Origin of the sequence: Spirillospora sp. CA-294931 (assembly GCF_050946795.1) — a bacterium.
Lineage (GTDB): Bacteria > Actinomycetota > Actinomycetes > Streptosporangiales > Streptosporangiaceae > Spirillospora.
The window spans coordinates 7,300,287-7,321,022 of the sequence record NZ_CP192006.1 but is presented as its reverse complement, the minus strand read 5'-3'; the positions used below and the strand labels follow the sequence as shown (position 1 = coordinate 7,321,022).

Below are 20,736 nucleotides of genomic sequence, written 5' to 3'. Positions count from 1 at the left end.
GTCATTCCGCCTTCGCCGCCTCGAGGACGGGCACCCGCGCCGCGCGGCGCGCGGGCAGGGCCGAGGTGCCCAGCGTCACCGCGGCGGCGCCCACGATCACCAGGGCGAACATCCACCACGGCACGGCGGGGCCTACGAACGAGCTGCCCGTCGCCAGACGCAGGGTCGTCACCGTCCCGGTGGCGGCGCCCAGACCGAGCAGCGTCCCGATCAGCACCACCGTGGCGGCCTCCCAGCGGATGATGGCCCTGACCTGGCTCATCGTGGCCCCGACGGCGCCGAGCAGCCCGAACTCGCGGGTGCGCTCGCCGACGCTCATCGAGACCGTGGTGGCCATGCCGAACAGCGCCAGCACCAGGGCCATGCCGATGAAGCCGTACGTCACCTTCAGGCCCTTGGTCATCGAGTCGGCGGTCATCGCGACGAAGCGGTCCCGGTCGACGACCTCGGCCCCGGGCACGCCCGACACGGCCCTGGCCAGCGCCTCCTTGGAGCCGCCGCGCACCAGCACGGCCTGGGTCGCGGCGGTGGCGTCCAGCCTCCGCATGGTCGGCGCCGAGACCAGGCCCTGGTCGGCGAACAGGTGCGACGGGTCGTGGTAGGCGTCGGCGACGGTCAGCGTGACCTTGCCCTGCGAGCCGCGCACGACGATCCGCTCGCCGACCTTGATCTTGTGGGCCTTCAGCACGTTGGACGTCAGCGCGATCTGCCCCGTGCGCAGGGCGCGGGGGCGTCCGCCCAGCGCGAGCACCTGGGGCAGCCCGTCCTGCTCGGCGCCGGTGATCATCAGGTACGTGGGCACCAGGCCCTCGTCGGGCGCCGAGGGCTTCGGCGACACCAGCTTCACCTCGGTCTGGGTGAGGGCCACGGCCTTGGCGACCCCCGGCACGGCGGCGACCCTGCCCGCCACGTCCGCCGGCAGCGGCGCGCGGCCGTCGGCCGTTTTGCCGCTGGACGCCACCGCGTGCTCGGCGGGCAGCACCTCCCGTCCGGCCTCGGCGAACCGCGCGCCGGACGACAGCAGCACCATCGCGGTCGCCGCGACCAGCGCGACCCCGAGCATGAGGGACGACGCCGCCGACGACACCCGGCGCGGGCTGCGGGTGATGGTCGCGCGCGCCAGCCGTCCGGCCTCGCCGCTGGCCAGCATGCCCACGCGCCCCACCAGCCCGCCGAGGGGGCCGACGAAGAAGGGCGCGAGCACGGCCAGCGCCGCCACGGTGACCATCGAGCCCATGAGCACCAGCATCGAGACGGCGACCGTCCGCTCGGGCCCCGGGGGCTCGAACCTCGCGACGGCGAACGCCGGGCCGAACAGGCCCCACGCGGACGCGAACACGGCCAGCGCGCCGAGCACGCGCGGCCAGGAGCGTCCGGCCTCGTCCTTGGCCGACGACCGCAGCGCTTGCATGGGCGAGATCCGCGCGGCCCGCCGCGCCGCCCGCCAGGCCGCGAGCTGGGTGACGGCAACGCCCGCCACCGCCGGGACGGCCAGTGCCACCCACCCGAACTGGGCATCGGCCGCCGAGATGTCGAACCCGTCCTTGGCGAACAGCGAGGCCAGCAGCGCGGCGATCGGGAACCCCAGCACCACGCCGCCCGCCGACGCCACCAGCCCGAGCACCAGCGCCTCGAACCGGATCAGCCGCTTGATCTGGCGCGGCGTCGCGCCGATCGCGCCGAGCAGCGCCAGCCGCCGGGTGCGCTGCCGCACCAGCGTGCCGAAGGTGTTGGCCACCACGAACAGCCCGACGAAGACCGCCACCGACGACATCATCCCGATCACGCCGCCGATCGCCGTCCCCGTCCCCGAGACCTCGTTCGACTGGGCCGTGCGGATCGACGACGCCGTCCGCACCGTGACGGCCTCGGGGCCGAGCTCGCTCCTGAGGTCGCGCGCCAGAGCGTCCCGGAGCCCGGCCGCCCGGACGCCGGACGCGGCCTTCACCCACACGCTCTGCCACGTCCCGGCGGGCAGCCCGGCCGCGAGCCGGACGGTCTCCGGCGGCGCCAGCACCAGGTCCCCGGCGGCGACCGCGCTCCGCCCCGAGACCGTCGCCACGCCCACGACCGTGACCTCCCGCGTCGTGCGCGGCAGGGTCATCCGCAGCCGGGAACCCGTGCCCACCTTCCCGGCCCGCGCCACGTGCCGGATGACCACGACCTCGCCGTCCATCCGGGGGGCGCGTCCGGACTCCAGCTTGAAGGGGTTGAGTTTCGCGTCCGCCACCCACGGGCGCAGAAGCGTACGGCCTCCGGCGGTCGGGATGATCGGCTTGCCCCCGGGGGACGCGACGGTCGCCGGGACCATCGCGTCCCCGTGCACCGCCTCGACCCCGGGCCGTCCCGCCACCCGGTCCGGGCGCACGCGCCCGTCGGGCAGCGCGTACAGGTCGTCGGGATCGGTCGTCCCGCCCTGGACGACGACGTCCGCGCGGGCGTACTCGCTGGCGTCACTGCCCGCCACCGCCGCCTGGGCGCGCAGCGCGAACTGGAGCGAGCCCGCGATCAGCCCGACCGACAGCAGCGCCGCCAGCAGCGTGGCCGTCAGCCGCACCCATCCTTCGGCGAACGAGCGCCGCGCGATGAGCCACACCGCTCAGCCCCCCATCCGGCGCATGCCGTGCCCCATCAGGGGGGACGACCCCCCTGACCCCCCGGCAACCGCGGCGCGGCCATTCTCGCTTCGCTGCGAATGCCGCGCATGAATCGTGTCGATGGTCGGGGCGTGCAACTCGTCCACGATCCGCCCGTCGGCCAGGAACAGCACCCGGTCGGCGTACGCCGCCGCCACCGGGTCGTGGGTGACCATGATCACCGTCTGCCGGTAGGTGTCGACGGCCGCCCGCAGGAACCCCAGCACCTCCGTCCCCGAATGGGAGTCGAGGTTGCCGGTGGGCTCGTCCGCGAACAGCACCTCGGGCCGGGTCAGCAGCGCCCGCGCCACCGCGACGCGCTGCTGCTGGCCGCCGGACAGCTCCGAGGGACGGTGCCCCAGACGCTCCCGCAGGCCGAGCGCGTCCACGATCGTGTCGAACCACGGCCGGTCGGCCCGCCGCGCCGCGAGCCGCCCGGTCAGCCGGATGTTCTCCTCGGCCGTCAGCATCGGCAGCAGGTTGAACGACTGGAACACGAACCCCAGCCGGTCGCGCCGCAGCTTGGTGAGCTTCGTCCGCGACAGCCGCGTGATGTCGGCCCCGCCGATCCACACCGACCCGGACGTCACCGTGTCCAATCCCGCCAGGCAGTGCAGGAACGTCGACTTCCCGGACCCCGAGGGCCCCATGATCGCTGTGAACTGCCCCCGAGTGAACGCCGCCGACACGCCCCGCAGTGCCGCGACGGCGTTCTCCCCGCTCCCGTATTCCTTGACCAAGCCGTCCGCGACGGCGACTCGTTCCTGAGCCCGCGCGTCGACCGGCGCGGCGGCTGTCTGTGTCATGCCTCAAGCCAACCGCCGCACCCCGCCCCGCCACATTGACGCGACCCAGAGACCACCCCCTGGGGCCAGCCCTACCCCTCCCGCCCTAGCGGCCTTGGAAGGTGGGCTGCTGCTTCTTGAGGAACGCTTCGGTGGCGTTGCGGTGGTCGGTGGTCTTCTCGCAGAGCTCCTGGAGCTCGGCCTCCTTCTGGAGGGACGAGGGGAGGTCGTGGGTGGCGGCGTAGTCCAGGGCCGTCTTGACGGCGTGGTAGGAGATCGTCGGGCCCGAGGCGAGCCGGCGCGCCAGCTCGACGGCGGCCGGGGCCAGCTCGTCGGCGGGGACGACCCGGTTGACCAGGCCGAGTTCCAGGGCCTCGGCGGCCTTGACCGGGGTGCCCAGCAGCAGGAGCTCGGTGGCCTTGGCGCGGCCGACCAGGCGCTGGAGCGTCCACGACATGCCGCTGTCGGGGGCGAGGCCGATGCCCGTGAACGCGGTGGCGAACTTGGCCGTGTCGGCCGCGACGACCAGGTCGGCGGCGAAGGCCAGGGACGCCCCGGCGCCCGCGGCGACGCCGTTGACGGCGGCGACGACCGGCTTGGGCATGGTGGTGATCGCGGTGATCAGCGGGTTGTAGTGGCGCTCGACGGTGCCGTCCAGGCCCTTGCCCGCGGCGAGGTTGTCGCCGTGCTCGCGCAGGTCCTGCCCGGCGCAGAAGGCGCGGCCCGCCCCGGTGATCAGCACCGCCCGCACCTCGGCGGCCCCCGCCGCCCGCTGGACCGTCGCGACCAGGGCCTCCTTCATCTCCGACGTCAGGGAGTTCATCCCGTCGGGCCGGTTCAGCGTGATCGTCGCCACACCGTCGGTCAGGTCGTAGAGAACGGTCTCAGACACCGTTGTCCTCGCAATCTCCGTGGGGCTCTCCCAGGCAACGATCGACGAAGCGGGAGGCCGCGGGCAAGAGGCGCGCGGCCTCGGCGTCGAAGAACCGGGCCGCCCTGGCGCCGGGCCAGCCGTCCGGCAGCAGGTCCGGCGGCAGGCCCGGGTCGGTGAACAGGAACTTGCGCCACTCGTGGACCAGGCGGCTGCGCACGGCGAAGGCGTGCTCGTCGGACGGCCCGGACGCGCCGCCGACCAGCGCGCCCGCGTCGTCCAGCCAGCGCTCGTAGGAGCGGGCCAGGCCGTCCAGGTCCCAGGCGCGGGCCACCAGGCCGCGGGCGTCGCCCTCGTAGGCCGACAGGAACCGCTCCGCCCGGACGGACTCGGCCGCCAGCAGCGGGTCGAGCTCGGACGACGCGCGCGGCCCGATCCAGGTGGCCTCGTCCAGCCGGGCGTACCCGAGGTAGGCGAGCCCGGCGGCGATCCGGTCGCGGCGGGCCCGCTCGCGGACGCGCTCGACCACCAGCAGATGCCAGCGGCCGTCCCACGGGCCGAGGTCGCGGTAGACGCGGTGGGCGGCCTCGTCCATGCGGCGGGCGGCCCTCGGGGTCAGCGCGTAGCCGGGGCCCTCGGGCAGCCGGACGGGTTCGAGCCATTCCTGCCGCACCATTCTCGACACCGCCGTGCGGACCGCCGGGGCGGCCACGCCGAGGGCCGCCAGAAGGCGCACGAGGGCCGCCACGGGCGCCGTTCCGCCTCGCTCGCGGAGGTGGTCCCCGTACAGATCGAACAGCGCCGAACGAGCATTCATGCAGTGAGTCTCCCGATCTGGAGGCTGATCGTTACCACTTCGCGCCCGGAAGACGAGATAATGGACCACTACTGATGACGCGGATGCGACAGGCGGCCACGCGGCCAACGGTGCCCGGAGGCCCCACGCGGCCCTAGGCAGGAAGGGGATGCACGCATGGCGGCTATGAAGCCGCGGACGGGAGACGGTCCGCTCGAAGTGACCAAGGAGGGGCGCGGAATCGTCATGCGGGTCCCGCTCGAGGGCGGAGGCCGCCTCGTGGTCGAGCTCTCCGCCGATGAGGCGAAGGACCTGGGCGAGGCCCTGAAGGACGTAGTGGGCTGACGTACGCGCCGACCTTGGCGGGCCGGGGGCCGTTGCCCCGTCCGATCCCTGAATGCGGTGGCGGCCCCGGCGAGCGAGCCGGGGCCCTCGCCGTTTCCGCACGCAGACGAACCTGACAGGGGGACCATCACCATGCCCATCGATACTCGGGTCCGCGGCACCGGCGGCACGCTGTCGCGGGCGGCCGCCGAACTCGGGGCCGAGGTCGTGGCCGTGCCGATCGCGTCCGGGCCCGTCGCGCCGGACGCCGAGATCGCCGCCTCCCTGCCGTTCACGCTCGCCGAGCTGCTGGCGCTCCACTCGGCCAAGGGCGAGCCCGGAGAGGTCGTCTCCACGCTGGTGCGGATCGGGGAGCGGGCCGTCGAGCTGCTGCTCTACGGCGTCGGCGACGCCACCCCGGGCGACCTGCGCAGGGCGGGCGCCGCGCTGGCCAGGCGGGGCAAGGGCCGCGACCTGATGGCCGCCGGAGTCCCCTCGGGCGATCTGGCCGCCTTCGTCGAGGGCGCGCTGCTGGCCTCCTACACGTTCAAGATCGGCGCCCCGCCCGCCAAGGCCCCGCTGGGCGAACTGGTCGTGCTGACCGAGGACGGGCCCGAGGCCGGGGAGGCCGCGCTGGCCCGCGGCGTCGCCGCCGCCCGGGCCACCGCCCTGGCCCGCGATCTGGCCAACACCCCGTCCAACATCAAGGGTCCCGCCTGGCTCGCCGACCGGGCCGCGGAGATCGCCGCCGAGACCGGCCTCGCCGTGCGCATCCGCGACGAGAAGGCCCTGGCCGAGGGCGGCTTCGGCGGGATCATCGGGGTCGGGGCGGGCTCGTCCCGGCCCCCGCGCCTGATCGAGCTGACCTACGACCCGGGCGACGCCGACCGCCATGTCGTCCTGGTCGGCAAGGGCATCACCTTCGACAGCGGCGGCCTGTCGCTCAAGCCGAACGACAACATGAAGGTCCAGAAGACCGACATGTCGGGCGGCGCGGTGGTCATCGCCGTCCTGAGCGCGCTGCGCGACCTGGACGCCCGCGTCAAGGTCACCGGGCTGGTCGCGGCCGCCGAGAACATGATCTCGGGTTCGTCGATGCGTCCCAGCGACGTCCTCACCCACTTCGGCGGGACGAGGTCCGAGGTGCTCAACACCGACGCCGAGGGCCGGCTGGTCCTGGCCGACGCGCTCGCCTACGCCGACGCCGAGCTCGACCCCGACGTCGTGATCGACATCGCGACCCTGACCGGCGCCTGCAAGGTCGCGCTGGGTCTGCGCACCGCCGGCCTCTACGCGACCGACGACACGCTGGCCGCCGCGCTCACCGCGTCCGGCGCCGCCTCGGGAGAGCCCGTCTGGCGCCTGCCGCTCGTGGACGAGTACCGCCAGGCCATCGAGTCGGACGTCGCCGACATCTCCAACATGGGCCGCCCGGGCTTCGGCGGCGGCTCCATCACCGCCGCCCTCTTCCTGCGCGAATTCGTCGGAAAGCGCGCCTGGGCCCACCTGGACATCGCGGGCCCGGGCCGCTCCACCGCCGACGAGGCCGAACTGACCAAGGGCGCCACCGGCTTCGGCGCCCGCCTCCTGCTGGACTACCTCACCGCCTGACGACGCACCCCACGCACGCGAAAGCCCCGGACCACGCGCCTACGCCGCCCCGGGCCATGCGAACCCCGGGCGGGGCGCGAGCCGCCGGGCTCGTGCCCCACCCGGGGGGCGAACGTCATTCGTTGCGGCGGTCGATGACCGGGGTCTCGTGGTGGCGGCGGGCCTGTTTGACGATCTGGGGGAGGGTGGCGTCCCAGCCGGGCTCGATCGCGAAGCACCACGGCAGGGCCTCGGCGGTCGCGGGGACGTCGGGGAGCGTCAGGGCGATGAGGCTGGGGCGTTCGGCCGTGCGGGCGAGCTCGGCCAGCTCCGGGGTCGGCAGGAAGATCAGGTAGTCCTGCTCGCCGCGCTTGGTGCCCGAGACGCCGCGCCGCACGGCGGTCATGGCCGAGACGCGGTCCCAGGGCAGGAAGCGGTCGCGGGCGCGGGGGAGGGGCCAGCCGGCGGGACGGCGGACGCCCTCGGCGTCCAGCTCCAGGACGGGACGCCGCCCGAACAGCCGCCCGGCCGAGGTCGCCAGCCCGACGCCGAACAGCAGCACGCCCGACGCACCGAGGATGATGAACAGCACGCCGCCGGTCGTCCCGCCGCTCATCAGGCCCCCGGCGATGAACGCCACCGAGGCCAGGACCAGGATCAGGCACGCGACGGGACGCGCGCTGGTGCTCAGGTTGACCTTCAGGTGAACCCGGAACGGCGTCGCCTCGGTGCCCATCAGTCGCGCTTGACCGCGCAGAGGAGGCCGTCGCCGACCGGCAGCAGCAGCGGCACGAGGCGCTCGTCCTCGCGGACCATGCGCCCGACCTCGCGGATCGCCTCGGTGTCGGGGTCGCGGTGGGCGGAATCGGCCACGCGGTGGTGCCACAGGGCGTTGTCGAACGCCACCACGCCCCCGGGACGCAGCAGACGCAGGGCGGCGGTCAGGTATTCGGGGTACTCCTGCTTGACGGCGTCGCAGAAGACCATGTCGTAGGCGCCGTCGGTGAGGCGCGGCAGCACCTCCAGGGCGCGGCCGACGATCATCCGGGTGCGGGACGCCCCCAGCCCGGCCTCGGCGTAGGCCTGCTTGGCCATCCGCTGGTGCTCGGGCTCGACGTCGACGCTGGTGAGGACGGCGTCCTTGGTCATCCCGCGCAGCAGGCAGATGCCCGAGACCCCGCAGCCCGACCCGATCTCCACGACATGGCGCGCCCCGATCACGGTGGCCAGGAAGCGCAGCGCGGCGCCGCCCGCCGGGCCGATGGGCACGGCGCCCCATTCCTCCCCGCGGCGCCGCGCCGAAAGGAGCGGCTCGTCTTCGGGGAGGAATTCCTCCACGTAGGCCAGGGTGGCCTGAATGGCGTCGATGGCTGCCTCCTCGCGGGACCTCCCGCCTGGCTCATGCTGGAAAGACAATATCGCTGACCGGGAACCAACTGGCGTTTCATCGCGTTCTACTTGACGTTGGTCCACTACCGCCCCAGCCCAGGCGCGACCGTGTCGTCCCAAAGCGACAGCGTTGGACGCAAGAGAGGAACAACCCGGCACCATGGGAGTGGCAGCACTGAGTTTCAAGGGCGCTGTACGCGGTTCCGCCGCTGCCTCGCGCACCCGTGACAACGCACCCGACGCGGATTGGGCTCCGCCGTCGTGGGACGAGGTCGTCCGCGAGCACTCCGCTCGCGTCTACCGGCTCGCCTACCGGCTGACCGGCAACCAGCACGACGCCGAAGACCTCACGCAGGAGGTCTTCGTCCGCGTGTTCCGGTCGCTTTCCAACTACACCCCGGGCACGTTCGAGGGCTGGTTGCACCGGATCACCACGAACCTGTTCCTCGACATGGCGCGGCGCCGTCAGCGCATCCGCTTCGAGGGACTGGCCGACGACGCCGCCGAGCGGTTGCAGGGCCGCGAGCCCACGCCCGCCCAGGCGTTCGACGACACCAACTTCGACGCCGACGTCCAGGCCGCGCTCGACGCCCTGGCTCCCGAATACCGCGCAGCCGTGGTGCTGTGCGACATCGAGGGCCTGTCGTACGAGGAGATCTCGGCGACCCTGGGCGTCAAGCTCGGCACCGTGCGCAGCCGCATCCACCGCGGGCGCGCGCAGCTGCGGGCGGCATTGGAGCACCGGGCACCCTATGGCCGGTCCGACGACCTCGGTCGCCGGGGCGGGCCGCTGGACGAGCCCCAATTGCTGGCCGCCGCGGGGAGGTCCGGGGGGTCCTCTTCCGCGGCGGTACGGGCCGAGGCGGAGAGCGCCTGATCGGGGCGCTCTCCGGAGCCGGCACGGGTACGAGAACAGGAACGACAAGGGAGCCGCGTGAGTTGTCTGGGGGAGCGTCTGACCGCTCTGGTGGACGGCGAGCTGGAGCACGACGAGCGTGACCGGGTGCTCGCCCACCTCGCGGGATGCGCGCCATGCCGGGCCGAGGCCGACACGCTGCGCCGGTTGAAGAACCGGCTGCGCGGTCTCGGCGGCCTGCCGCCCGTCGAGACCGGCGACACCCTGCCGACCAGCGACTTCATGACGAGGCTGCGGTCGATGGGCGAGCCGGAGGCTCCGGTGCGGGCCCCGGCGCCGCGTCGTCCCGCCGCGCCCCAGCCCCGCGTGGGCCGCCCGCGCGACAACCGTCCGGCGGCACGGGCCTCGGCCACGCGCCGCGCCGCGGCCGCCGTCGCCCCCGGCCGCCGCTGCCTCGCCGTCGGCGCCGCCACGCTCATGCTCGGGCTCGGCGCCGCCTCCTACGCCGCGGGCGGACGGGAGGACGAGCCGAGCGTCAGCCCCGCCTTCGAGCAGTTCGCGGTCGAGCACGCCCTCACCACCGGTGACGTCCCCATGACCGATCCCGTGGACGACCCCGCCCCCGTCCCGGTCGCACCGGAGCCGTGACCGGCGGGCCGACCCACCGAGCCCGCGCACGCGCCCTGACGGCGGGCACCGTGGCCGGTGCGCTGGCACTGGCCGCCGCGCTCGCGGGCGACGCCTACGCCTCCCGCCGGGTCCGCAGCGACCCCGAGGCGCTGCGGCTGCTGCGCGCCGCCGCCGACGCGGCACGGCGCGTCCCGTTCGACGGCAGGCAGTTCCTCACCACCCGCAACCGGAGCGGGTCGACCACCTCGACGCTGCGGGTGGCGCACCGGCCCGGCGACGGCACCTACTTCGACCCCGGCCCGCAGGCACCGGCGCTGCGCACGCGCGGCACGTCCGCCGAGGTCCGCAGCCTGCCCAGCTACCGGCCCGACGACCCGACGGCCTTCACCGCCGCGGCGCTCTCGCTGCTGGCGGGCAACTACGCGCTCCGGCGCGGCGACGCCTCGACGGTCTGCGGGCGCCGGGCCCGCATCGTGGAGGCCAGACGGCCCGACGGCACCGCGGCGGGGCGCTTCTGGATCGACGACGACACCGGCCTGATGCTCCGGCGCGAGCTGATGGACGCCCACGGGCGCCCCGTCTCGTCCTCGGGGTTCAGCGAGGTCCGCGTGTCCCGTCCCGCGGACGGGCGCGACGCGGTCGCGTTCTCGGGGTCCGCGCCGTCCCGTCCGGCGGCGGCCCCGTGGTCCGACCGGCTGGAGGCCGCCGAGCTGGCGGAGCTGCGCGAGCGCGGCTGGCGCTTCCCCGACACGCTCCCGGGGAGCCTCGCCCTCCGGGACGCCCGCCGCCCGTCCCCGGACGACGGCTCGATCCACCTCAGCTACACCGACGGGCTCGCGGCGGTGTCGGTGTTCGTCCAGCGGGGCGGGCTCGACGAGGGCCGGCTGGCGGGCTGGCGGCGGTCCACGGTCGCCGGCCGGACGGTGTATCGGCGCGACTCCCTCCAGCACTGGCTGGTGTGGTCGGGAAATGGACAGGTTTATACCGTCATGACCGATGGCCCGGCTGACCGGGTGGAATCGGTGGTCAAGGGCCTTCCCGGGGGCGGAAGCGGCTTCTGGGGTCGCTTGGGCAGGGGCTTCCGCAGGCTAGGGTCTTGGGTTAATCCGTTCGCATGAGGGGTCTTACGCTCACCACACGCCTGGTTGGGCACGATGAGCACGGATAAGAGATCCGCGCTCGCTGGGAGATGGGGATGACGGAAGAGAACCGCCGGCCGGGCGAGACGCTGCCGCAGGACGATGATCTCGTCCCCGGCTTCGGGCCGGAGCGGCAGGAGGGGGCCCGCGCCGAGGACGACGACGATCGCACGCCGTCCGAGGACGACCGCCCGCTGCCGCAGGACGACCCGCCGGGCGACAGCCTCGACCATCCGGTCGTGCTGGAGGTCCCGGCCGAGGGCGACCGGCAGGTCGCCGGGTTCGCGCCGCCCGACTACCTCGACGACGACCGCGGGGCCGACCTGGTCAAGCCCCCGGTCACCGCCACCGACCGGCCCCTCGTCGAGTCCCCCGAGCAGGGGCGTCCTCCGCGTCCCGGCTTCGCGCCTTACGGGGGCGAGGCCCCGGGCATGGGCAGCCCGCCCCCGGCTCCTCATGGCCCGCCACCGCAGGGATCTCCCTACGGGTGGCCCGCCCACCACTCGCAGCAGCCTCCGCCCGCGCCCCCCGGCCCGCCCATGGGCGGCGGGCCGCCTCCGATGGGCCCGCCGCCCATGGGACGTCCCTACGGCCCGCCGCCCCCCGGTGGCGGTCCCAACTGGGCCCCCGTCCCCGGCGCGCCCGCCTCGTACTCGCGCGGCGCCCCCAGCACGGGAATGCTCGTCGTCCTCGCGCTCGTCGTCGCCCTGGTGGCCGGCGGCGTCGGCGCGGGCATCACCGCGCTGGCCTCCGGCTCCGATGACGAGCCGTCCAGCGTCAGCCTCGGCGGCGACGACAGCTCGGGCTCCGGCCCGGCGGCCAAGAACCGCCCGCCGGACTCTGTCGCGGGCGTCGCCCAGAAGGTGCTTCCCAGCGTCGTGAGCATCCGTGTGCAGGCGGCGTCCGGCGACGGCGCGGGCGGCACCGGGTTCATCGTCAACGGCGGCTACATCATCACCAACAGCCACGTGGTCTCGGCGGGCGGCGGTGGCGACATCCAGATCGTCTTCAACGACAAGAAGACCGCCACGGCCACGATCAAGGGCAAGGACCAGAACTCCGACATCGCCGTGCTCAAGCCCGAGGGCGGGCACTCGCTGCCCGCGCTGCCGATGGGCAACTCCGACGACCTCGCGGTCGGCGACCCGGTGATCGCCATCGGCTCCCCGCTGGGCCTGCAGGGCTCGGTCACCACCGGCATCGTCTCCTCGGTCAACCGCGCGGTGCCCACCGGCGGCGAGGGCGGCGGCGACGGCTCGGTGCTGAACGCCATCCAGACCGACGCCGCGATCAACCCCGGCAACTCCGGCGGCCCGCTGGTCGACGCCAAGGGCCGCGTGATCGGCATCAACACCGCGATCTACACGCTGGGCGGGCGCTCGCTCGGCGGCGAGACCCAGAGCGGCAGCATCGGCCTGGGCTTCGCCATCCCGGTCAACCAGGGCAGGCGGGTCGCCGAAGAGATCATCAGGGGCGGCGTCGCCCGCCGCGCCCAGATCGGCATCGGGATGGACCAGCGCTTCCCCGGCCCGGGCGTCCGGATCACCGACAAGCAGGAGGGCAGCGTCGCGCCGATCCTCAAGGGCGGCCCGGCGGAGAAGGCCGGGCTCAAGCCCGGCGACGTGATCATCAAGATCAACGACCAGCCGATCGGCAACCCCGCCGACCTGGCCGCCCAGATCCGCAGCCATGCCCCCGGCGACAAGATCAAGGTCACCTACCAGCGCGCGGGCAAGGAGACGGTGGCCGAGGTCGTCCTCGGCGCCGCCAACTGACCTTCAGGTCTCGTTCACGCGGACTGGAGATACGCTTGGGGGACCGGACGAGGTTTGTCCGGTCCCCCCTGGCGCTTGTGTGGAGGACGGGTTGTTCGACGTCGGACTGGGCGAGATGGTCGTTCTCGTCGTGCTCGCCCTGGTGATCTTCGGGGACCGCCTTCCCGAGGTCGCCGGTCAGGCGGGCCGCATGCTGCGCCAGCTCCGCCAGATGGCCAACAGCGCCAAGGCCGATCTCCAGGAGGGCCTGGGGCCGGAGTTCAAGGACTTCGACGTCAACGACCTCAACCCCAAGGCCTTCGTCCGCAAGCACCTGTTCGAGGACGATGACGACGCCGCCCTCAGCCCCAACGGCAACGGCAGCACCTCGCTCTTCGACGACGACGACTCCTTCGCCTCCACCGCCCTCGCCTACGGCGAACGCCCCCCCTACGACAACGAGGCCACCTAGCGGCACAAAGGAAAACGGCCTTGCCCGCAGGGGCAAGGCCGTTTTCCTTTGGCTTACCGGCGCTTCGGGGAGATGCCCAGGGACATTCCGGCCAGGCCGCGGGAGCGGCCGCCGAGGGTGTCGGCGATGGTGCGCAGCTCCTTGGCGGCCTCGGCGTCGGGGTCGGACAGGACGAGCGGCTTGCCGGAGTCGCCGCCCTCGCGCAGGCGCGGGTCGATGGGCACCTGGCCCAGCAGCGGCACGCGGGTGCCCAGCGTCTGGGTGAGCGCGTCGGCCACGCTCTGGCCGCCGCCCGCGCCGAAGATGTCCTGCCGCTCGCCGCAGTGCGCGCAGGTCAGGTACGACATGTTCTCGATCACGCCGACCACCTGCTGGTGGGTCTGGGCGGCGATCGCCCCGGCCCGCTCGGCGACCTCGGCGGCCGCCTGCTGCGGGGTGGTGACGACCAGGATCTCGGCCGACGGCAGCAGCTGCGCGACCGAGATCGCGATGTCGCCGGTGCCGGGCGGCAGGTCCATCAGCAGGATGTCGAGGTCGCCCCAGTAGACGTCGGCGAGGAACTGCTGGAGCGCCCGGTGCAGCATGGGGCCGCGCCAGACCACCGGCTGGTTCCCGGCCGTGAACATGCCGACCGAGATCACCTTCACGTCGTGCGCGGAAGGCGGCATGATCATGTCTTCGACCTTGGTGGGCGCGTGCTCGACGCCCAGCATCCGCGGCACGGAGTGGCCGTAGATGTCGGCGTCGACGACGCCGACCTTGCGGCCCTGCGCGGCCAGAGCGGCCGCCAGGTTGACCGTCACGGACGATTTGCCGACGCCGCCCTTGCCGCTGGCCACGGCGTACACCTTGGTCAGCGAGTTGGGCTTGGCGAACGGGATCTCCTTGGCGGGCTCGCCGCCGCGCAGCTTGGTCTGCAGCGCCTTGCGCTGCTCCTCGCTCATCACGTCCAGCTCGACCTCGACCGAGGCCACCCCGTCCAGCCGGGACACGGCCGCGGTGACGTCCCGGATCAGGGTCTCCTTCATCGGACACCCCGCGACGGTCAGGAAGATGCCGACGCTGACCACGCCGTCCGACGCGATGTCGACGTTCTTGACCATGTCGAGCTCGGTGATGGGCTTGCGGATCTCAGGATCGTTCACCGTGGCGAGCGCCTCGGTCACCTGCTCGGTCGTCAGCTGGGAGGACATGACTCCATGGTATGGACTCCGGGAGCCGATTCGTTAACCCGGGGCTAGGACGGCTTGCGCCCGGCGTCCAGCTCCTTGATCAGCTGCTGGAGTTCGGAGCGGAGGAAGTCGCGGGTCGCGACCTCGCTGACCGCCAGCCGCAGCCCGGCGATCTCCCGGGTGAGGTACTCGGTGTCGGCGATCGTGCGCTCGGTCTTGGTCCGGTCCTGCTCGTACTGGACGCGGTCGCGGTCGTCCTGCCGGTTCTGGGCGAGCAGGATCAGCGGGGCCGCGTAGGACGCCTGCAGCGACAGCATCAGCGTCAGGAAGATGAACGGATAGGGGTCGAAGCGCAGCGAGGAGGGCGCCGTGAGGTTCCAGATGATCCACACGGCCACGAAGAAGGTCATGTAGACCAGGAACCGGGCCGTCCCGAGGAACCGGGCGATCCGCTCGGAGATCCGGCCGAACGACTCGGGGTCGTAGTGGGGCCGCGGCAGCAGCGCGCGGCGGGTCTCGCGCGGCTGGTCCAGCCGGGCGCCGATCACCCGCTCGGTTCCGATCCGTCCGGTCATGACGTCCCTCCGGCGGCCCGCAGGGCCTCCTCCTCGGGGTCGGCCGCCTCGGCCTGGGCCTCCATCACGCTCTCGCGCCAGTCGTCGGGCAGCAGATGGTCGAGCACGTCGTCGATGGTCACGGCGCCGAGCAGATGGCCGTTCTCGTCCACGACCGCGCCCGCGACCAGGTTGTAGGTGGCCAGGAAGGTCGCCACCGCCTCCAGCGACATGGTGGGACGCAGCGGGTCGAGCTCGGAGTCGACGATCCCGCTGACCAGGGTCGGCGGGGGCTCGCGCAGCAGCCGCTGGAAGTGCACCGTTCCAAGGAAACGGCCCGTCGGCGTCGCCGTCGGCGGCCTGCACACGTACACCTGCGCCGCCAGCGCCGGGTTCAGATCGGGGTTGCGGATGTTGGCCAGCGCCTCGGCCACGGTCGCGTCGGGCGGCAGCACCACCGGATCGGTGGTCATCATGCCGCCCGCCGTGTCGTCCTCGTAGGTCAGCAGCCGCCGCACCGGCGCCGCCTCCTGCGGTTCCATCAGCGTCAGCAGCCGCTCGCGCTGCTCGGTGGGCAGCTCGCCCAGCAGGTCGGCCGCGTCGTCGGGGCCCATGGCCTCCAGGACGTCGGCGGCCCGGTCCACCTCCAGCTTGCCGAGGATCTCGATCTGGTCGTCCTCGGGCAGCTCCTCCAGGACGTCGGCCAGCCGCTCGTCGTCCAGGGCCCGCGCGACCTCGGCCCGGCGCTTCTCCGACAGCTCGTGGACGATGCCCGCCAGGTCGGCCGGCTTCATCCGCTCGAACGCCGCGATCAGCCCCGCCGCGCCCTGCCCGTGCTCGACCGCCGAGAAGCCCTCGACCGCGTCCCAGTCGACGACGAAGATCTCGCCGCGGCGGCGCAGCCCCCGGTTGCCCATCCGGCGCACCGCCACCTTGTGCACCAGCCAGTCGCGGGTGCGCGTCGGTTCCATCGCCACGTCCACCACGGTCACCGCGTCGCCGGACTCGGCCAGCTTCACCGTCCGGTCGAGCATCTCGCCGATCACCAGGGTCTCGGACTCGCGCTGGGAGAACCGCCGCACGTTCAGCCGCCCGTCGAACACGATCGCGTCCGCCTCGATCACCGTCACCCGCGTGATCGGCAGGAAGACCGGACGGCGCGGCGACACCTCGACCACCAGCCCCAGCACGCGCGGCGGCCGCGCGCCGAGCCGCAGCGCCACCACCACGTCGCGCACCCGTCCGACCTGGTCGCCCGCCGGGTCGAACACCGCGATCCCGGCCAGCCGCGCGATGAACACCCGGGACGGAGCTCCGCTCATGAGGGGGAGGTTACCCGCGATCATGGGACTCATGTCGAGGGCATGGGAGGGGGCCCAGAACCGGATTCCGCACCCGGGTGAGATGCTCTTGACCATGGACGATGACGCCGATGTGGTCTTCCAGGACTATCGGAACCTGCTGTTCTCGGTGGCGTACCGGATGCTCGGGAGCGCGGCCGACGCCGAGGACGTCGTCCAGGACGCCTGGCTGCGCTGGTCGGTCGGTGACCGATCCGGTGTCGCCGACCCCAAGGCGTACCTGGTGCGGATCACCACCAACCTCGCGCTCGACCGGCTGACCTCCGCGCGCGCCCAGCGCGAGACCTACGTCGGGCCCTGGCTGCCCGAGCCGATCATGACCTCCCCCGACGTCGCCGACTCCGCCGAGCTGTCGGAATCGGTGTCGATGGCGATGCTCGTCGTGCTGGAGTCGCTCAGCCCCCTGGAGCGCGCCGTCTTCGTCCTCAAGGACGTCTTCGGCTTCCCCTACGCCGAGATCGCCCGGGCCATCGACCACTCGGAGGTCTCGGTCCGCCAGCTCGGCACCCGCGCCCGCAAGCACGTCGAGGCGCGCCGTCCCCGCTTCGAGCACGACCGCGAGGTGCGCAAGGCCGCCACCGACCGCTTCCTGGAGGCGACGCTCGGCGGTGACATCAACCAGCTGATGGAGATCCTGGCCCCCGATGTGACGCTCTGGACCGACGGTGGCGGCAAGGTCCGCGCCGCACTGCGTCCCATCTACGGCGCCGACCGCCTGGCCCGCTGGCTCGCCGGCGTCTCCGGCACCGCCTACGCGGGCGTCGAGCCGGCGGACATGCGCTTCCGCCGCCTCGCACTCAACGGCGAACCCGCCCTGGTCATCGACGGCCCCGACGGCCCGATCGGCACCTTCACCGTCGACATCGACGCCGAGGGCCGCGTGGCCGCCGTCCGCGCGGTGGCCAACCCCGACAAACTCCAGGCCCTGGCCAAGGGCACGGTCCTCACGATGTGACCCCGGCGGGCGGCTAGCGGTCGACCTTGCGGCGCTTGCCGCCGATGAGGCGGGGCGGGGTTCCCGCGGTCGTGGCGGGCGTCGGGACGGGACGGACGCTGGCGTAATCGCCGGAGTAACCTCCGGGCTGCTCGGAGACGTCGTCGGTCGGGCTGAGCCTGACCAGGTACGACTCGGTTTCCCAACGCTCGACCTGGCCCGCGTAGGAAGACGAGTTCAGCCTGTCCTTGGCCAGGAGCGGCGTCACCTCGTCCCACAACTCGGTGCCCGGTTCCACCCGGGTGCAGGCGGCGACGAAGGTGACGAGGCGTCCGCCCTTGTCCTTGCTGCGCAGCGTCACCGTGACGCGCTCGGCCTCGGGGAGCCCGGGGAGGGGCTGCTCGCCCTCGCCGCCCGTCAGGACGTACGCCGCGCCGTCGTGCCAGACATGCCACGCCGCGCGGGGCTGCGGCAGGTCCGGCAACGCCAGCCACAGCAACCCGGACTTCTTGGCGGCCTCTTCGATCAGCTCCCGCATACAAGCACCATGCCACACCGGCGGTTAGGCTGCGGCGCATGCGTTCGCGACGTACCACCCTCGCGGTGCCGGGGAGCAACCCCCGCTTCATCGAGAAGGCCCAGGGGCTGCCCGCCGACGAGATCTTCCTGGACCTGGAGGACGCCGTCGCTCCCGCCGCCAAGCCCGAGGCGCGCAAGCGCGTCGTCGCCGCGCTGAACGAAGGCGACTGGACGGGAAAGGTCCGCGTCGTCCGGGTCAACGACCTGGCCACCCCGTGGACCTACCGCGACGTGATCGACGTCGTCGAGGGCGCCGGACCCAACCTCGACTGCCTCATGCTCCCCAAGGTGCGGGACGCGTCCCACGTCCAGTGGCTCGACCGCCTTCTCACCCAGATCGAGCAGGCGATGGGCTACGAGGTGGGCCGCATCGGCATCGAGGCGCAGATCGAGGACGCGCGCGGCATGACCGCCATCGACGCCATCGCGGCGTCCTCGCCCCGCCTGGAGACCCTGGTCTTCGGCCCCGGCGATTTCATGGCCTCGCTCAACATGAAGACGCTGGTGGTGGGGGAGCAGCCACCCGGCTACACCGAGGGCGACGCCTACCACTACATCCTCATGCGGATCCTGATGGCCGCCCGCGCCCATGACCTCCAGGCCATCGACGGGCCGTACTTCAACGTCCGGGACGTCGACGCCTTCACCCGGGTGGCGGAACGGTCGGCCGCACTGGGCTTCGACGGCAAGTGGGTGCTGCACCCGTCCCAGGTCGAGGCGGGCAACAAGGTCTTCTCCCCGGCCCAGGACGACTACGACCACGCCGAGCTGATCCTGGACGCCTACGAGTACTACACGACGGTCGAGAAGCGCGGCGCCGCCATGCTCGGCGACGAGATGATCGACGAGGCGTCCCGCAAGATGGCGCTGGTCATCGCCGCCAAGGGCCGCGCCGCCGGGCTGTCGCGCACCCGCTCCTTCGAGCCGCCCGCCTGAGCGGAGCCCGCCCCCGCCCCCGGATGTTCGTGCCTGCCGGGAGTCGCCGGGCACGTACGATTCGTTCGACCAGACGAAGTGTCGAGTATGGGGGTGCGCGTGTCGGATCCGGCTGACGTGAACGGCTGGGCTCCGCCCGACCCCGGAACACCGTCCACCCCTAGCGCCCACAACCCACCCCCACCCGAACCGCAAGACCCGCCCCCGTACGCCGCCGAGCCCCCCGCGCCGTATGCGCCGTATGCGCCGCAAGGCTCCACACCGTCCGGACCGCAAGACTCGGGACCGTACGCCACGCAAGGCTCCGGGCCGTATCCCCCGCATGGGACTGCGCCGTCCGGGCCGCAAGGCTCTGGGCCGTACGGGACGCAGGGCGGGCCGGTGTATGGCGAGGCGCAAGCCTCTGGGGCCTACCAGACGGGGCCGTACCCGGCGCCTCATGACACTGGTAGGTATCCGGTGGCCCAGGGGCCCGCGCCTCACCCCTACGCGTACGGGGCGCCTCCGCAGAAATATGGGCCGCCCATGGCGCCCGGTTACCAAGGCTTCCCCGGGTATGGAGCTCCGCCCGAGAAGGGGCCCTGGACGGTGCCGACCCCGGAGGGGCGGCCCTACCACCAGATGGCGCGGTCGCGGGCGCATCGCTGGTGGCGCCCGGTGGCCGGGACGCTCGTTCTCATGGTCGGCGGCCTGTCGGCCGTGATCGTCGTGTTCCTGGTCGGGATGATCGTGAACGCGATCGTGACGGGGGAGCTCCCCGAGGAGCAGGCCGGCGACCGGTTCTTCCCCAATTCCACCGCCGACCTTGCCTTCAACCTCGTCTCGCTGGCCGTCTTCCTGCCGATCACGATGCTGGTGGCGGTCTGGCTCCAGCGGCGCCGTCCCGGCACGCTCTCGTCGGTGGCCGGACGCCTGCGCTGGCGCTGGATGCTGGTCTGCTCGGGGCTCGCGGTCCTCTTCTGCGCCGTGGGGTTCGGCACGTCCCTGCTGGCGGGGATGTTCGTGGAGGACACCTCGTCCGGCGACGAGCACTGGGTGGGCTGGGGCACCTTCCTCACGGCCGCGCTGGTGATCGTCGCGCTGGTGCCGTTCCAGGCCGCGGCCGAGGAGTACGTGTTCCGCGGCTGGCTCCTGCAGGCGATCGGCGCGTGCACGCTGGAGAACCGCACCGGGCGCTGGGGACGGGCCTTCAGCGTCGTCTTCCGGACGCCCTGGCCCGCCATCGTCGTGCCGTCCGCCCTGTTCATGGCGGGCCACGGCTACACGGGCTGGGGGATGCTCGACATCTTCGCCTTCGGCGCGCTGGCGGGCTGGCTGGCGGTGCGCAGCGGCGGGCTTGAGGCGTCGATCGCCGTCCATGTCTTCAACAACCTGATGGCGTTCCTCCTCCCGGCGGCCGTGGGCGAGCTGGACATCGAGCAGGGGGACGTGCCGTGGCAGGTCGTCCTGGCCGATCTGGCTCCGATGGCGCTCTACGGGCTCGCGGTGGTGTGGCTCGTGCGGCGCATGAAGATCCAGACCGTCACCTCAGGGGAGAAGCCGTCCCCCGGGGAGGAGCCCCCAGCCGTCGAGCGCGTCGAGCAGCCCTGGGGTAGTGGGCAGAGCGCGTAGTTCGGCGCCGTCCACCCAGCGGGCCTCCGCCGCGTCGTCCCCGGCCGTCAGGACGCCGCCTATGACCGTCGCGACATAGTCATATATCTCGTAGCTGAGATCGTTCTGGCCGGGACGTTCGACCATCCCGGCCAGGGCGCCCACGGCCACGTCCAGGCCGGTCTCCTCGCGCAACTCCCGGACGACCGCCGCGGCATCGCTCTCGCCCGCTTCGACCCGTCCGCCCGGAATCGACCACAGGCCCTCGGACGGCGGGCGTCCGCGCCTGATGACCAGCAGCCGGCCGCCCTCGTCACGGACGATCCCACCCACGCAGCGGATACGCATGACCCAATTTTGACTTCTTT

21 protein-coding genes are annotated in these 20,736 nt (G+C 73.0%); 10 read left to right on the top strand and 11 right to left on the bottom strand.

Features of this window, described 5'->3' with window-relative positions; genetic code table 11:
• Position 1: 1 nt before the first annotated feature.
• From ACQPY4_RS33055 to ACQPY4_RS33040, 4 genes are all read right to left on the bottom strand, one after another.
• Positions 2 to 2,596 (bottom strand): FtsX-like permease family protein, encoded by a 2,595-nt coding sequence (locus tag ACQPY4_RS33055; protein ID WP_433327641.1) that lies wholly within the window; start codon positions 2,594 to 2,596, stop codon positions 2 to 4.
• Between the two features lie 3 nt (positions 2,597 to 2,599).
• Positions 2,600 to 3,442: an ABC transporter ATP-binding protein gene (locus ACQPY4_RS33050; protein ID WP_433327639.1), complete on the bottom strand. Its 843-nt coding sequence runs from the start codon at positions 3,440 to 3,442 to the stop codon at positions 2,600 to 2,602.
• 85 nt (positions 3,443 to 3,527) lie between these two features.
• Positions 3,528 to 4,313, bottom strand: coding sequence for an enoyl-CoA hydratase-related protein (locus tag ACQPY4_RS33045; protein WP_433327637.1), 786 nt, complete (start codon positions 4,311 to 4,313; stop codon positions 3,528 to 3,530).
• The gene (locus ACQPY4_RS33040; RefSeq protein ID WP_433327635.1) at positions 4,306 to 5,109 is read right to left on the bottom strand and encodes a PaaX family transcriptional regulator; all 804 of its coding nucleotides are present in this window, start codon (positions 5,107 to 5,109) and stop codon (positions 4,306 to 4,308) included. The genes ACQPY4_RS33045 and ACQPY4_RS33040 overlap by 8 nt, the downstream gene beginning before the upstream one ends.
• Positions 5,110 to 5,265: 156 nt before the next feature.
• Here ACQPY4_RS33040 and ACQPY4_RS33035 point away from each other — a divergent pair, with 156 nt between their 5' ends.
• Positions 5,266 to 5,433 (top strand): DUF3117 domain-containing protein, encoded by a 168-nt coding sequence (locus tag ACQPY4_RS33035; RefSeq protein ID WP_075898952.1) that lies wholly within the window; start codon positions 5,266 to 5,268, stop codon positions 5,431 to 5,433.
• Between the two features lie 132 nt (positions 5,434 to 5,565).
• Positions 5,566 to 7,023, top strand: a complete 1,458-nt coding sequence (locus ACQPY4_RS33030; protein ID WP_433327632.1) for a leucyl aminopeptidase — start codon at positions 5,566 to 5,568, stop codon at positions 7,021 to 7,023.
• Between the two features lie 115 nt (positions 7,024 to 7,138).
• Here the strand turns inward: ACQPY4_RS33030 and ACQPY4_RS33025 are convergent, their stop codons facing one another.
• Positions 7,139 to 7,738 (bottom strand): hypothetical protein, encoded by a 600-nt coding sequence (locus ACQPY4_RS33025; protein WP_433327630.1) that lies wholly within the window; start codon positions 7,736 to 7,738, stop codon positions 7,139 to 7,141.
• Positions 7,738 to 8,340 (bottom strand): O-methyltransferase, encoded by a 603-nt coding sequence (locus tag ACQPY4_RS33020; protein ID WP_433327628.1) that lies wholly within the window; start codon positions 8,338 to 8,340, stop codon positions 7,738 to 7,740. Before ACQPY4_RS33020 ends, ACQPY4_RS33025 begins: the two co-directional genes overlap by 1 nt.
• Before the next feature lie 211 nt (positions 8,341 to 8,551).
• Here ACQPY4_RS33020 and sigE point away from each other — a divergent pair, with 211 nt between their 5' ends.
• From sigE to ACQPY4_RS32995, 5 genes are all read left to right on the top strand, one after another.
• A complete protein-coding gene (gene sigE, locus ACQPY4_RS33015) occupies positions 8,552 to 9,268 on the top strand; it encodes an RNA polymerase sigma factor SigE (protein ID WP_433327626.1) in 717 nt (238 codons plus the stop codon).
• Between the two features lie 57 nt (positions 9,269 to 9,325).
• Complete coding sequence (locus ACQPY4_RS33010) at positions 9,326 to 9,895, top strand: anti-sigma factor family protein (RefSeq protein WP_433327624.1); 570 nt, start codon at positions 9,326 to 9,328, stop codon at positions 9,893 to 9,895.
• On the top strand, positions 9,892 to 10,995 hold the full coding sequence (locus ACQPY4_RS33005) for a sigma-E factor regulatory protein RseB domain-containing protein (protein ID WP_433327622.1): 1,104 nt from the start codon (positions 9,892 to 9,894) through the stop codon (positions 10,993 to 10,995). The genes ACQPY4_RS33010 and ACQPY4_RS33005 overlap by 4 nt, the downstream gene beginning before the upstream one ends.
• 77 nt (positions 10,996 to 11,072) lie before the next feature.
• Positions 11,073 to 12,791, top strand: a complete 1,719-nt coding sequence (locus tag ACQPY4_RS33000; RefSeq protein WP_433327620.1) for a S1C family serine protease — start codon at positions 11,073 to 11,075, stop codon at positions 12,789 to 12,791.
• Positions 12,792 to 12,882: 91 nt separating this feature from the next.
• Complete coding sequence (locus tag ACQPY4_RS32995; RefSeq protein ID WP_433327618.1) at positions 12,883 to 13,242, top strand: sec-independent translocase; 360 nt, start codon at positions 12,883 to 12,885, stop codon at positions 13,240 to 13,242.
• 53 nt (positions 13,243 to 13,295) lie between these two features.
• Here the strand turns inward: ACQPY4_RS32995 and ACQPY4_RS32990 are convergent, their stop codons facing one another.
• Genes ACQPY4_RS32990 through ACQPY4_RS32980 form a run of 3 tightly spaced genes read right to left on the bottom strand, consistent with a single transcriptional unit; the run spans position 13,296 to position 16,290 of the window.
• Positions 13,296 to 14,435 carry an Mrp/NBP35 family ATP-binding protein gene (locus tag ACQPY4_RS32990; RefSeq protein ID WP_433327616.1) on the bottom strand — a complete coding sequence of 380 codons (1,140 nt, stop codon included), beginning with the start codon at positions 14,433 to 14,435 and terminating at the stop codon, positions 13,296 to 13,298.
• 44 nt (positions 14,436 to 14,479) lie between these two features.
• Positions 14,480 to 14,989, bottom strand: coding sequence for a DUF1003 domain-containing protein (locus ACQPY4_RS32985; RefSeq protein ID WP_433327614.1), 510 nt, complete (start codon positions 14,987 to 14,989; stop codon positions 14,480 to 14,482).
• A complete protein-coding gene (locus ACQPY4_RS32980; RefSeq protein WP_433327612.1) occupies positions 14,986 to 16,290 on the bottom strand; it encodes a magnesium transporter MgtE N-terminal domain-containing protein in 1,305 nt (434 codons plus the stop codon). Before ACQPY4_RS32980 ends, ACQPY4_RS32985 begins: the two co-directional genes overlap by 4 nt.
• 94 nt (positions 16,291 to 16,384) lie before the next feature.
• Between ACQPY4_RS32980 and ACQPY4_RS32975 the strand changes: the two genes are divergently transcribed.
• Positions 16,385 to 17,284, top strand: a complete 900-nt coding sequence (locus ACQPY4_RS32975; RefSeq protein ID WP_433327610.1) for an RNA polymerase sigma-70 factor — start codon at positions 16,385 to 16,387, stop codon at positions 17,282 to 17,284.
• A gap of 13 nt (positions 17,285 to 17,297) precedes the next feature.
• Here ACQPY4_RS32975 and ACQPY4_RS32970 read toward each other — a convergent pair whose 3' ends face one another.
• Positions 17,298 to 17,801 carry a hypothetical protein gene (locus ACQPY4_RS32970; protein ID WP_433327608.1) on the bottom strand — a complete coding sequence of 168 codons (504 nt, stop codon included), beginning with the start codon at positions 17,799 to 17,801 and terminating at the stop codon, positions 17,298 to 17,300.
• Between the two features lie 38 nt (positions 17,802 to 17,839).
• Here ACQPY4_RS32970 and ACQPY4_RS32965 point away from each other — a divergent pair, with 38 nt between their 5' ends.
• A complete protein-coding gene (locus ACQPY4_RS32965) occupies positions 17,840 to 18,778 on the top strand; it encodes an HpcH/HpaI aldolase/citrate lyase family protein (protein WP_433327606.1) in 939 nt (312 codons plus the stop codon).
• Between the two features lie 588 nt (positions 18,779 to 19,366).
• Positions 19,367 to 20,389, top strand: a complete 1,023-nt coding sequence (locus tag ACQPY4_RS32960; protein ID WP_433327604.1) for a lysostaphin resistance A-like protein — start codon at positions 19,367 to 19,369, stop codon at positions 20,387 to 20,389.
• On the opposite strand, the gene ACQPY4_RS32955 is transcribed toward ACQPY4_RS32960, so the two are convergent.
• Positions 20,306 to 20,716: an NUDIX hydrolase gene (locus ACQPY4_RS32955; RefSeq protein WP_433327602.1), complete on the bottom strand. Its 411-nt coding sequence runs from the start codon at positions 20,714 to 20,716 to the stop codon at positions 20,306 to 20,308. The genes ACQPY4_RS32960 and ACQPY4_RS32955 overlap by 84 nt on opposite strands.
• Positions 20,717 to 20,736 lie beyond the last annotated feature (20 nt).